We start from the raw sequence: 12,157 nt of genomic DNA, 5'->3' as shown, positions 1-12,157 counted from the left end.
TTGGTGGAGTTTCCGTCGCGCTGAGCGCGACGCAGACTCCACGAATCGCTAGAGGGAACCGACGCTCTCGGACCGACCCTGCGCGAAGCCCCAGTCCAGCAGGCTGGTCGCCTGGTCCCAGTAGGTGGGGCCGCCCTCCTTGATCAGACCGAACATCATCGCCACCACCAGGCGGCGGCCGTCCCGCGCGGCGGCGCCGACGTAGGTCTTGCGGGCCACGTCGGTGAAACCGGTCTTGCCGCCCAGCATGCCGGGGTAGCGGAACAGCATCTCGTTCTGGTTCACCAACTCCACCGGGCCGGTCTCGCCGGGAAAGGTGGCGCGCGGCGTCGCGGTGATGGCGGCGAAGGTGGGATTGCGCAGCCCGGCGCGGAAGATCACGGCCAGATCGTGCGGGGTGGTGTACCCGTCGATGCCAGGACCGTCGAGCCCCGACGGGGAACCCGCCCGCGTCGCGGTGGCGCCGATCGCGGCCGCCTTGGCGTTCATCTTCGTCACGGCGGCATCGGTGCCGCCCAGCATGTGGGCCAGCGTGTTGGCGGCGTCGTTGCCCGAGACCAACAGCAGGCCGTCCAGCAGCTGCTGCGTGGTGTAGGTGTGGCCGGCCGCGACGCCTGCGCAGTTGCACTCGACGTCGGCGTCGGCGTCGGTGGCCACCACGGTCGCGTCGAGCGGCAGCTCGTCGAGGACGACGAGCGCCAGCAGGGTCTTGATGGTGCTGGCCGGGGCATGCGTGACGTACTGGTCCCGGCCGGCGAGGATCTGCCCGGAGTCCAGGTCGGCGACGATCCACGCCGGCGCCGGTCCGTCGGGGATCGGTACCGAACCCGCGGGCTGGACGTCCACGTCCGCGGTGGCCGCGGGGAGCGGGGCGACGATCATGAATAGCGAGGTCAACGCGGCCAGGACGGCGATCGTGTGGGTGCGCATCGGTTCCGCAGCCTAACCCGGCAGGCTGTGTGACGCGCCGCGGACTTCGACGCCGCCCGTTTGAGGGGCGGGCATAGTGGTTAGACGAGCCACGGGCGACGCGTGGCTGCCCCATGACCTCGTGGCGGCACCGGCGGCGTCCAGCCGAGACCGGCGGGTTGCACCGTGGGAAATCTACGGAAGCGTCGACGACTGAAACGAAGGGTGGATCACACACCATGTGCGGCATCGCCGGCGAGATCGCCACAGGGCGCCCGGCCAATCTCGCGGCCGTGGCGGCCATGACCGATGCGATGGTTCCGCGGGGCCCGGACAGCTCGGGTGCGTGGTCCACCGACCGCATCGCGTTCGGGCACCGGCGGTTGGCGATCATCGACCTCTCCAGCCACGGGCACCAGCCGATGCACGACCCCGACCTCGGCCTCACGGTGGCCTTCAACGGGTGCATCTACAACTACCCCCAGTTGCGGCAGGAACTGTTGGGCAAGGGCTACCGGTTCTTCTCGCACAGCGACACCGAGGTGGTGCTCAAGGGGTACCGCGAGTGGGGCGAACGCGTCGTCGACCACCTCTACGGCATGTTCGCCTTCGCCATCACCGAGGTGGACAGCGGGCGCGTGGTGCTGGCCCGCGACCGGCTGGGCATCAAGCCGCTCTACTACTCCGACGTCACCGACGGCACCAACGGCACCAGCGCCCTGCGCTTCGCGTCGTCGCTGCCCGCGCTGGTGGCTGCCGGCGGTGTCGACACCGACCTGGATCCCGTTGCGCTGCATCACTATCTGAGCTTCCACTCGGTGGTGCCCGCGCCGCACACCATCCTCAAGGGGGTGCGCAAGCTCGCACCCGGCACGCTGATGCGGATCGAACCCGACGGCTCGCGCACCGAGACCACCTACTGGGAGCCGGTGTTCGAACGCTCGGCCGAGCGCGCCGGCTGGTCGGACACCGACTGGCAGGACGCCATCCTGGCGTCGCTGCGCACCGCCGTGGAGCGCCGACTGGTCGCCGACGTGCCGGTGGGTTGCCTGCTGTCGGGCGGTCTGGACTCCAGCCTCATCGTGGGCCTGCTCGCCGAGGCGGGCCAGCACGGCCTCAAGACCTTCTCGATCGGGTTCGAGGCGGCCGGCGGCGAGGAGGGCGACGAGTTCAAGTACTCCGACGTCATCGCCCGCCACTTCGCCACCGACCACCATCAGATCCGCATCGACACCGCGCGCATGCTGCCCTCGCTGAGCAATGCCATCGGCGCCATGAGCGAGCCCATGGTGAGCCACGACTGCGTCGCCTTCTACCTACTCAGTGAAGAGGTCAGCAAGCACGTCAAGGTGGTGCAGTCCGGGCAGGGCGCCGACGAGATCTTCGCCGGCTACCACTGGTACCCGCCCATGGCGCACGCGGCCGACGGTGATCCCGCGGATGCGCTCAGGCGCTACCGGGCGGCCTTCTTCGACCGCGACCACGCCGGGGTGAACGCGCTGTTGCAACCGCAGTGGCGTCTCGCCGACGACGTCTCCGGACGGTTCGCGCTGAACCACTTCGCCCATCGGGGCGCGCAGACCGCCACCGACCGCGCGCTGCGCCTGGACACCACCGTCATGCTCGTCGACGACCCGGTCAAGCGCGTCGACAACATGACCATGGCCTGGGGGCTGGAAGGTCGCGTGCCGTTCCTCGACCACGAACTCGTCGAGCTGGCCGCGACCTGCCCGCCGGAACTCAAGACGGCCTTCGAGGGCAAGGGCGTGCTCAAGGAAGCCGCCCGCACGGTGATCCCCGCCGAGGTCATCGACCGCCCCAAGGGCTACTTCCCGGTGCCTGCCCTCAAGCATCTCGCGGGCCCGTACCTCGACCTGGTCCGCGATGCGCTGCACTCCGATGCCGCCCGCTCGCGCGGTCTGTTCACCGCGGACGCCGTCAGTTCGATGCTGGCCGACCCCAACGGCAACCTGACACCCTTGCGCGGAAACCCGCTGTGGCAGCTCGGATTGCTGGAACTGTGGTTGGCCCATCACGTCGACGGAGTGGCATGACCGTGACCGCCCACCCGGCCTCCGACCGATCGACCGTCGGCGTCGTCCAGGACCTCGGCTGGGGCCGGCTGGTGTTCGGCCAGACGTTCACCGATCCCGACGAGTTCGGCAACGCGCTGCGTGCCGAGGCCAGCGGCCGCCGCGACATCGGCATGTACCTCGACGCGCCGCACGTGTTCGTGGCGCTGCACCCGCACGAGTTCTTCATCGACCCGAGCTTCACCTATCGGCTGACGTTCGACAGCCCGGGGGAGTACCGACCCTCCGACGTGCCCGGCGTGTCGGTGCGAGCCGTCGCCTCGCCCGACGACTGCGCCGCCATCAACCAGATCTACGTGCAGTGCCGCATGGTGCCCGCCGACGTCGACCTGATGTGGCAGAACGCATCCGGCGAGCCGCACATGATCTATCTGGTGGCCGTCGACGACGAATCGGGAGCGGTGATCGGCACCGTCACCGGGATCGACCACGTTCAGCTCTTCGGTGACGACGAGAACGGCTCCAGCCTGTGGTGCCTGGCCGTGGACCCGACGGTGTCGCGGCCGGGCGTGGGCGGCCTGCTGGTGCGCTCCCTGGTCGACGAGTTCATCCGGCGCGGCCGCGCCCAGATGGACCTGTCGGTGCTGCACGACAACTCCGGCGCCATCGCGCTGTACGAGCGGATGGGCTTCGAGCGCGTGCCCGCGCTGGGCATCAAGCGCAAGAACGCGATCAACGAGAAGTTGTTCGCCCCGGTCCAGGAGGCCGAGGGGCTCGCCGAACTGAACCCTTACGCGCGCATCATCGCCGACGAGGCCATCATGCGCGGCATCGCCGTGGAGGTCCTCGACGGCAAGGGCGGCTATCTCCGGCTCACCCACGGCGGCACCAGCGTGGTCACCCGGGAATCGTTGTCGGAGTTGACCAATGCGGTGGCGATGAGCCGGTGCGACGACAAGCGGGTGGCCCGCAAGGTGGTGTCCGAGGCGGGCATCCGCGTACCGCGCGGCCGCGACGCCACCTTCACCGACGAGGACTACGCGTTCCTGCGCGAGGTCGGTTCCGTGGTGGTCAAGCCGGCTCGCGGCGAGCAGGGTGCGGGCATCACCGTCGGCGTCACCCGCCCCGAGGACCTCGACCGCGCGCTCGCCTGGGCGGCCAAGCACTGCCCGGACGTGATCCTCGAAGAGCGTTGCGAGGGACAGGATCTGCGCCTCGTGGTGATCAACGGCAAGGTGATCGCCGCGGCCATCCGCAAACCGCCGGAGGTCATCGGCAGCGGCAAGCACACCGTCCGCCAGCTCATCGAGGCGCAGAGCCGACGGCGCGCCGCCGCCACGGGTGGGGAGTCGGTGATCCCCATCGACGACGTCACCGTCGACACCGTGCACGAGGCCGGCCACGACCTCGACGACGTGTTGCCGAGCAACGAGCGCCTGACCGTGCGGCACACCGCGAACCTGCACACCGGCGGGACCATCGTCGACGTCACCGACGACCTGAACCCCAAGCTCGCGAAGGTCGCCGTGGAGGCTGCCGACGCCATCGGCATTCCCGTCACCGGCATCGACCTGATGGTTCCGTCGGTCGAGGGCGAGGACTACGTCTTCATCGAGGCCAACGAACGGCCCGGTCTGGCGAACCACGAACCCCGGCCCACCGCACAGGCTTTCGTGGATCTGCTGTTCCCTCGTACCGCCGCGACGCCGTGGGCGTGGCAGCCCGGACCCGTGGAACCGGACACCGCCGACGAGTAGCCGGGCAGCCCCGGTAGGTTTGACGCGAATCGCGACTACTCGAAGGGAGACCGGCGTGCCCGAAAGTGCGGCGCTGGCCAAGATGGACGAGGCCGACCGCTCGTGGATGGTCGACACCCTGCTGGCTTTGCTGCAAACCCCCAGCCCGTCGGGTCGCACGGACGCGGTGATGCAGCTGATCGGCGACATGTTCGACGAACTCGGGGTGCCGTTCACGCTGACGCGCCGCGGCGCGCTGACCGCCGAACTGCCGGGCAAGTCGGACACCACCGACCGCGCGATCGTCGTGCACGCCGACACCATCGGCTGCATGGTGCGCACGCTCAAGGACAACGGCCGCCTCGAGCTGATCCCGGTGGGCACGTTCTCCGCGCGGTTCGCCACCGGTGCGCGGGTGCGGATCTTCTCCGACGACCCCGACGAGTTCTTCACCGGAACCGTCATGCCGCTCAAGGCATCCGGTCACGCCTTCGGTGACGAGATCGACACCCAACCCACCGAGTGGGAGCACGTCGAGGTGCGCATCGACCGCAAGGTGTCCTCGCGCGCGGACCTCGAGGCCCTGGGCCTGGCCGTCGGCGACTTCGTCGCCCTCATCGCCAGCCCGGAACTCACCGAGGACGGCTTCATCGTCTCGCGCCACCTCGACGGCAAGGCGGGCGTCGCCGTCGCTCTGGCGCTGGCCAAGGCCGTCGCCGAGCAGCGGCTGGAATTGGCCCACCGGACCGTGATCATGGTGACGATCACCGAGGAGGTCGGCCACGGCGCGAGCCACGGGCTGCCGCCCGACGTCGCCGAACTGATCTCGGTCGACAACGCGGTGTGCGCCCCCGGCCAGCACTCCATCGAGGACGGGGCCACGATCCCGATGGCGGACCTGCACGGTCCGTTCGACTATCACCTCACGCGCAAGCTCTGTCGCCTGGCCACCGAACGCGGCATCCCGCACGCCCGCGACGTGTTCCGGTACTACCGTTCCGATGCCGCCGCGGCCATCGAGGCGGGCGCCAACACCCGGGCCGCGCTGGTCGGCTTCGGGCTCGACGGCAGCCACGGGTGGGAGCGCACCCACATCGAGTCGCTGGAAGCCGTGTTCAACCTCTTGCACGCCTGGTTGCAGACGCCGCTGACGTTCGCCAAGTGGGACGCCACGCCCACGGGCGCACTCAAGGACTTCCCGTCGTCCAAGCAGCCGGCACCCAGCGAGCAGTGGGTGCCGCTGGCGCGCGGCGACCACGCCGACCCCGGCGAGTGGTCCGGCGAGCACTGGCCTCCGTCAGAAGGCCCCCAAGCCTGAGCCGCCCCTGATTCAATCGCAGGCGTGCGCAGCCTCGAAGAGATCTCCGACCGCCTCGACATCCAACAGTTGCTCGTCGACTACTCGGCCGCCATCGACGGTCACCGCTTCGACGACCTCGACGCCCTCTTCACCCCCGACGCCTACGTGGACTACCGGGCGACGGGTGGCATCGACGGCACGTTCGCCGAGATCAAGACCTGGCTGGCCGAGGTGCTGCCGACCTACTTCGAGGTGACGAGCCACATGCTGGGGTTGCCCGCGCTGCACCTGGACGGCGACACCGCGACCGGCCGGACGTTCTGCTTCAACCCCATGGTGCTCAAGGGGGAGCAGCCGACGTTGATGCAGGTGGGCGTCTGGTACGACGACGAGTTCGTCCGCACCACCGGTGGCTGGCGCATCCGCCGCCGGGTGGAGCAGAAGTGCTACGACAAGATGTTCTGAGGACAACATGTTCTGAGGACAAGCTGTTCTGAGACCTGCCCGACCCGCGATTTCGTGACGTCGTGACCGTTCTGGCAGAATGATCGGCTGTCCGCCCGGCGACCACGGCTGCCCGGCGGTCACACGCGTGAGGCAAAACCGGATCCGGCAATCCCGCCGCGATCGCCGAATTGTCACCGTGGCAATCACAGGAGTAGTCGTACATGGCTGTCAAGATCAAGCTCACCCGGCTTGGCAAGATCCGCAACCCCCAGTACCGCATCGCGGTCGCCGACGCGCGCACCCGCCGCGACGGCCGTTCGATCGAGGTCATCGGCCGGTACCACCCGAAGGAAGAGCCGAGCCTCATCGAGATCGACTCGGAGCGTGCGCAGTACTGGCTGAGCGTCGGTGCCCAGCCCACCGAGCCCGTGCTGCAGCTGCTGAAGATCACCGGCGACTGGCAGAAGTTCAAGGGCCTGCCGGGCGCCGAGGGCACGCTGAAGGTCAAGGAGCCCAAGCCCTCCAAGCTCGACCTGTTCAACGCCGCGCTGGCCGCCGCCGACGACTCGTCGTCGGGCGACGCCGTGCAGCTGAAGAAGAAGAAGGCCCCCAAGGCCGACGAGCCCGTCGCGACGGCCGGGCAGTCGCCCGAGGCCGCCACCGAGGCTGCCGAGTCCGAAACGCCCGCCGCCGAATGAGTTCGGTCGTCGTCGACGCCGTCGAGCACCTGGTTCGCGGAATCGTCGACAACCCGGACGACGTCCGCGTCGACATGGTGACCAACCGGCGGGGCCGCACCGTCGAGGTGCACGTGCACCCCGACGACCTGGGCAAGGTGATCGGCCGCGGTGGCCGGACCGCGACGGCGCTGCGCACGCTGGTGGCCGGCATCGGCGGTCGCGGCATCCGCGTCGACGTGGTCGACACCGACCAGTAAGCGCCAATGGACCTCGTCGTCGGCCGTATCGTCAAGGCCCACGGCATCAGTGGCGAGGTGGTCGTCGACGTTCGCACCGACGACCCCTCGGCACGGTTCGCCTCTGGTAAGCGCTTGCGCGGCAAGGTCGGCCGCACCGGACCGGAGCGCACGTTCGTCATCGACGCCGTGCGCGACCACGCAGGCAGGCTGCTGGTGCGCCTCGACGGCGTCGCCGACCGCACTGCCGCCGACGCCCTGCGCGGGACGCTGTTCCTCGTCGACACCGCCGAGTTGCCGCCCATCGACGATCCCGACGAGTTCTACGATCACGAACTCGAGGGGTTGCGCGTGCGGACTGTCGCCGGCGTCGACGTCGGCGTCGTCGCGGAGGTGCTGCACACCGCCGCCGGCGAGTTGCTGGCGGTCACGACCGACACCGGCGCCGAGAAGCTGGTGCCCTTCGTGGGCGCCATCGTCACCGAGGTGTCCGTCGCCGACGGCACCGTCACCATCGATCCGCCCGACGGTCTGTTGAACATCGAGGACCTGTAGGTCCGCCCGTGCGCATCGACGTCGTGACGATCTTCCCCGACTACCTGGCCCCGTTGCGGCAGTCGTTGCCGGGCAAGGCATTCGAATCCGGCCGCATCGCGCTCGGCGTGCACGACCTGCGTCGCTGGACCCACGACGTGCACAAGTCGGTCGACGACGCCCCCTACGGCGGCGGTCCCGGAATGGTGATGAAGGCGCCCGTCTGGGGCGCGGCGCTCGACGAGATCTGCACGCCGGAGACGCTGCTGGTGGTGCCCACGCCCGCGGGCAGGCCCTTCCGTCAGAGCGACGCCGAGGCCTGGACCGCCGAGACGCACCTGGTGTTCGCATGCGGACGGTACGAGGGCATCGACCAACGCGTCGTCGAGGACGCCGCGCGCCGGATGCGCGTCGCCGAGGTCTCCATCGGCGACTACGTGCTCAACGGCGGGGAGGCGGCCACGCTGGTCATGGTGGAGGCCGTGGTCCGGCTGCTACCGGACGTCCTCGGCAACCCCGCGTCCCACCAACAGGATTCGCATTCCGACGGCCTGCTCGAGGGGCCCAGCTACACGCGCCCGGCCAGCTGGCGCGGCCTCGACGTCCCACCCGTGCTGTTGTCGGGCGACCACGCCAGGGTGGCCGCCTGGCGCCACGAGCAGTCCCTGAGCCGCACCCGCGAGCGCCGCCCCGACCTGCTGGACGGGCGACCCGACTAGAGGTGGCCGTCGGGGAACATCGTGCGCACCGCCTGCGTGATGGTCCGGCGCGCCTCGGCATCACCCGCGGGTTGCATGGACCCGATGGCCATGACGTAGCGGCGATTCGGGCCGATCACGCCGGTCGACAGGTGCATCCAGTCCGCGCCGATGCAGCACATCCAGCCCTGCTTGACCGCGACGTGTTCGCCCGGCAGCCCTTCGGGGATGCCGAAGCGCTGCGGATAGACGCCCCCGGGCATCATGCCGTCGGGCGCGGTGGGCGTGGACGCCGCGAGGTTGGACAGGATGATGCTCGCCTGCTCGGGGGGCAGCCCGCCGGATCCGGCGAGCAGCATGTCGTAGTAGTGCACCAGGTCGGTGACCGTGCTGGTGGTGTTGAACCACCGGCCGTTGCCCGGCGGCGCCGTCGAGGTCAGGCCGTAGCGGTCGGTGACGCGGTCGATGATGGCCGAGCCCCCGCTGCGGTTCCAGAACACCTCGGCCGCACTGTCGTCGGAGGCGCGCAACATCACGTCGAGCATCTGGCGGTCCTCGGGGGACAGGTCGGTCTGCCCCTTGGCGACCTGCAGGAGCAGGTCGTCGGCGATGAACAGCTTGACCACCGAGGCGATGGCGATGGGCCGGTCGTTGCCATTGGTCACCAACTGGCCGGTGTTGCGGTCGAGCACGGCGGCCGTGATGTCGGCGCCGTCGGCCGCGGCCTCGGTGGTGGCGATCCGCTCGCGCATCTGCAGACCCTCGAACGCGGCGGACGGCTCGTCGGGCGGCGCCTCGGGCAGCGGGGCCATGCTGCCCTGGGGGGCGACCACCACCAACTGCGACGGGGCGCCCGGTGCCGGTCCGGGGCTGCCGTAGCTCTGGGCCTCGCACCCGCCGACGACGGTCAGCACGGCGACCGACACCGCGGTGAGCTTCAGCAGCTGACGGGGCCGCCGGTGCATGCCTGTCCTCCCGGAATGAGTCGCCGTACGCGGTGTCTACGCGGTGTCGTGGACATCGCAAGAGTAGCGCCGACGTGGCGTGCGTGCTGTGCCACGTCACCGTGTCGTGACCGGTCGTGCCTGCTCCGGGCGCGATTTCGCCGGGTGGGGGAGCGTCTGGCACAATTGAGCAGTTGTCTGCGCACGACCGAGTTCGCCGTGCCGCGGAGTTACCCGAAAAACGTACGACAGAACGGCCCGGTGCTGCGTCGCGCCCGCGACGACCTGCCACCACGGCCCACAGAACAAGGAAGTGTCACCGATGAACACGCTGGACTTCGTCGACCAGACGTCGCTGCGCGACGACATCCCGACCTTCAGCCCCGGCGACACCGTCAACGTGCACGTCAAGGTCATCGAGGGTTCCAAGGAACGCATCCAGGTGTTCAAGGGCGTCGTGCTGCGCCGCCAGGGCGGCGGCGTGCGCGAGACCTTCACCGTGCGCAAGGAGAGCTACGGCGTCGGCGTCGAGCGCACCTTCCCGGTGCACTCGCCCAACATCGACCACATCGACGTGCTGACCCGCGGTGACGTGCGTCGCGCCAAGCTCTACTACCTGCGCGAGCTGCGCGGCAAGAAGGCCAAGATCAAGGAAAAGCGCTGACCGCGCCCTCCGCTGCCGCGATCGCCGTCTTGACTACTCTGTTGGCGTGACCGGACCCGCCGACGAACCGACCTCCGAAGACCTCGCCACCAAGGGCGTCACCCAGGACGCCCCCGGGGCCGAGGCGCCGGGGGAGGTTCCCGCCGACGAGGTCGAGTCGGATCCGCCGAAGAAGAAGCGCGGCGCGCTCCGCGAGACGGCGATCCTGCTGACCATCGCGATCGTCCTGTACTACGTGATGCTCACGTTCGTCGCGCGGCCCTACCTGATCCCGTCGGAATCGATGGAGCCGACGCTGCACGGCTGCGCGGGCTGCGTCGGCGACCGCATCATGGTCGACAAGGTGACCTACCGGTTCACCGATCCGGGACCCGGCGACGTGGTCGTGTTCAAGGGCCCGCCGGCCTGGAACGTGGGCTACAAGTCCATCCGGTCGAGCAATCCCGCGATCAAGGCCGTCCAGGATGCGCTGTCGGTGATCGGCTTCGTGCCGCCGGACCAGAACGATCTGGTCAAGCGGATCATCGCGACCGGCGGCCAGACCGTCGAGTGCCGTGCCGACACCGGCCTGACGGTCGACGGCAAGAAGCTCGACGAGCCGTACCTCGATCCGGCCACGATGATGGCCGATCCCGCCGTCTACCCCTGCCTGGGCAACGAGTTCGGGCCCGTGCACGTGCCCGAGGGCAGGCTGTGGGTCATGGGGGACAACCGCACCCACTCCGCGGACTCGCGTGCCCACTGCACCAACGTGCCCGCCGACGTGCAGCGCGGCATCATCTGCACGGGTGACCCCATGGCGGGCACCGTGCCGGTGGACAACGTCATCGGCAAGGCACGCTTCATCGCGTGGCCGCCCGGCCGCTGGGGTGCCGTCAGCAGCGTCAACCCCCAGGTCTCGCACTAGGGGGCGTGCGCGCGTGCCCACCACCTGGCCACCCCGGACCGTCATTCGCAGGTCCGCCGGTCTGCGCACGCTCGAATCCGCGCTCTACCGTGGGGGTTTGGGCCCCGTCGCCGGCGTCGACGAGGTGGGCCGGGGTGCCTGCGCCGGTCCGCTCGTGGTGGCGGCCTGCGTCCTCGGCCCGAACCGGCTGGACAGCCTGGCGGCCCTCGACGACTCGAAGAAGCTGGGGGAGGCCGAGCGGGAGCGGCTGTTCCCCCTGATCCGCCGATACGCGCTGGCCTACCACGTGGTGTTCATCCCGTCGGCGGAGGTGGATCGTCGGGGCGTGCACGTCGCCAACATCGAGGGCATGCGCCGAGCGGTCGCGGGTCTGCCGGTGCGGCCGGGTTACGTGCTCAGCGACGGGTTCCGGGTGCCCGGCCTGCCGATGCCGTCGCTGCCGGTGATCGGGGGGGACGGCGCTGCGGCGTGCATCGCCGCGGCCAGCGTGCTGGCGAAGGTCAGTCGCGACCGGTTGATGGTGGAGATGGATGCCACGCATCCGGGATACGGTTTCGCCCTGCACAAGGGGTACGGCACCCCGACCCACGCCGCGGCGCTGGCCGAGCTGGGGCCATGCGCGGAGCACCGCTTCTCGTTCGTCAACGTACGGCGCGTCGGGCGGCCTCCGCGGGAGCCGATGCAGCGCGCAGAATCAGTCTGAGGGAAGATGGATCGGATACCGACAGAAGGACCGCTGAACCGATGAGTGCCGAAGATCTCGAGAAGTACGAAACCGAGATGGAGCTCTCGCTGTACCGCGAATACAAGGACATCGTGGGGCAGTTCAGCTACGTCGTGGAGACCGAGCGGCGCTTCTACCTCGCCAACAGCGTGGAGATGGTGCCGCGCAACGCCGACGGCGAGGTCTACTTCGAGCTGCGGCTCGCCGACGCCTGGGTGTGGGACATGTACCGTCCCGCGCGTTTCGTCAAGCAGGTCCGCGTGATCACGTTCAAGGACGTCAACATCGAAGAGGTCGAGAAGCCCGAGTTGCGGCTTCCCGAATAGCCCGCTGGGGCATGATCGG

At 69.5% G+C, this 12,157-nt stretch carries 14 protein-coding genes; 12 read left to right on the top strand and 2 right to left on the bottom strand.

The window, feature by feature from the left end; translation table 11 throughout:
• Nucleotides 1-48 precede the first annotated feature (48 nt).
• On the bottom strand, nucleotides 49-882 hold the full coding sequence (locus AC30CM_RS09840) for a D-alanyl-D-alanine carboxypeptidase family protein (protein WP_490116698.1): 834 nt from the start codon (nucleotides 880-882) through the stop codon (nucleotides 49-51).
• A gap of 266 nt (nucleotides 883-1,148) precedes the next feature.
• Here AC30CM_RS09840 and AC30CM_RS09835 point away from each other — a divergent pair, with 266 nt between their 5' ends.
• The 8 genes from AC30CM_RS09835 to trmD all read left to right on the top strand — a co-directional run bounded on the left by AC30CM_RS09835 (nucleotide 1,149) and on the right by trmD (nucleotide 8,594).
• Nucleotides 1,149-2,963, top strand: coding sequence for an N-acetylglutaminylglutamine amidotransferase (locus tag AC30CM_RS09835; protein ID WP_490116664.1), 1,815 nt, complete (start codon nucleotides 1,149-1,151; stop codon nucleotides 2,961-2,963).
• The gene (ngg, locus tag AC30CM_RS09830) at nucleotides 2,960-4,699 is read left to right on the top strand and encodes an N-acetylglutaminylglutamine synthetase (protein ID WP_490116663.1); all 1,740 of its coding nucleotides are present in this window, start codon (nucleotides 2,960-2,962) and stop codon (nucleotides 4,697-4,699) included. Before AC30CM_RS09835 ends, ngg begins: the two co-directional genes overlap by 4 nt.
• Nucleotides 4,700-4,781: 82 nt before the next feature.
• Entirely contained in the window at nucleotides 4,782-5,996 is a 1,215-nt protein-coding gene (locus AC30CM_RS09825; protein ID WP_490116697.1) for an osmoprotectant NAGGN system M42 family peptidase, read from the top strand.
• A 24-nt stretch (nucleotides 5,997-6,020) separates the two neighbouring features.
• On the top strand, nucleotides 6,021-6,443 hold the full coding sequence (locus AC30CM_RS09820; RefSeq protein WP_490116662.1) for a nuclear transport factor 2 family protein: 423 nt from the start codon (nucleotides 6,021-6,023) through the stop codon (nucleotides 6,441-6,443).
• 203 nt (nucleotides 6,444-6,646) lie between these two features.
• Nucleotides 6,647-7,123 carry a 30S ribosomal protein S16 gene (rpsP, locus tag AC30CM_RS09815; RefSeq protein WP_490116661.1) on the top strand — a complete coding sequence of 159 codons (477 nt, stop codon included), beginning with the start codon at nucleotides 6,647-6,649 and terminating at the stop codon, nucleotides 7,121-7,123.
• Nucleotides 7,120-7,362 (top strand): RNA-binding protein, encoded by a 243-nt coding sequence (locus AC30CM_RS09810; RefSeq protein ID WP_003928628.1) that lies wholly within the window; start codon nucleotides 7,120-7,122, stop codon nucleotides 7,360-7,362. The genes rpsP and AC30CM_RS09810 overlap by 4 nt, the downstream gene beginning before the upstream one ends.
• A gap of 6 nt (nucleotides 7,363-7,368) precedes the next feature.
• Nucleotides 7,369-7,896, top strand: coding sequence for a ribosome maturation factor RimM (rimM, locus tag AC30CM_RS09805; RefSeq protein ID WP_490116660.1), 528 nt, complete (start codon nucleotides 7,369-7,371; stop codon nucleotides 7,894-7,896).
• Nucleotides 7,897-7,904: 8 nt separating this feature from the next.
• Complete coding sequence (gene trmD / locus AC30CM_RS09800) at nucleotides 7,905-8,594, top strand: tRNA (guanosine(37)-N1)-methyltransferase TrmD (RefSeq protein WP_490116659.1); 690 nt, start codon at nucleotides 7,905-7,907, stop codon at nucleotides 8,592-8,594.
• On the opposite strand, the gene AC30CM_RS09795 is transcribed toward trmD, so the two are convergent.
• On the bottom strand, nucleotides 8,591-9,538 hold the full coding sequence (locus AC30CM_RS09795; protein WP_490116658.1) for a serine hydrolase: 948 nt from the start codon (nucleotides 9,536-9,538) through the stop codon (nucleotides 8,591-8,593). The two genes, trmD and AC30CM_RS09795, sit on opposite strands and share 4 nt — an antisense overlap.
• Nucleotides 9,539-9,839: 301 nt before the next feature.
• Here AC30CM_RS09795 and rplS point away from each other — a divergent pair, with 301 nt between their 5' ends.
• The 4 genes from rplS to AC30CM_RS09775 are packed head-to-tail and all read left to right on the top strand — an operon-like array spanning nucleotide 9,840 to nucleotide 12,138.
• Nucleotides 9,840-10,181 (top strand): 50S ribosomal protein L19, encoded by a 342-nt coding sequence (gene rplS / locus AC30CM_RS09790; protein ID WP_490116657.1) that lies wholly within the window; start codon nucleotides 9,840-9,842, stop codon nucleotides 10,179-10,181.
• A gap of 46 nt (nucleotides 10,182-10,227) precedes the next feature.
• A complete protein-coding gene (gene lepB, locus AC30CM_RS09785) occupies nucleotides 10,228-11,088 on the top strand; it encodes a signal peptidase I (RefSeq protein WP_490116656.1) in 861 nt (286 codons plus the stop codon).
• A 13-nt stretch (nucleotides 11,089-11,101) separates the two neighbouring features.
• A complete protein-coding gene (locus tag AC30CM_RS09780; RefSeq protein ID WP_490116655.1) occupies nucleotides 11,102-11,791 on the top strand; it encodes a ribonuclease HII in 690 nt (229 codons plus the stop codon).
• 41 nt (nucleotides 11,792-11,832) lie between these two features.
• Nucleotides 11,833-12,138 carry a DUF2469 domain-containing protein gene (locus AC30CM_RS09775; protein ID WP_066983311.1) on the top strand — a complete coding sequence of 102 codons (306 nt, stop codon included), beginning with the start codon at nucleotides 11,833-11,835 and terminating at the stop codon, nucleotides 12,136-12,138.
• Nucleotides 12,139-12,157: the final 19 nt, after the last annotated feature.

Source organism: Mycobacterium sp. DHQP2018-32-09 (assembly GCF_058148405.1).
This window is presented reverse-complemented; position numbering and strand designations above follow the sequence as displayed.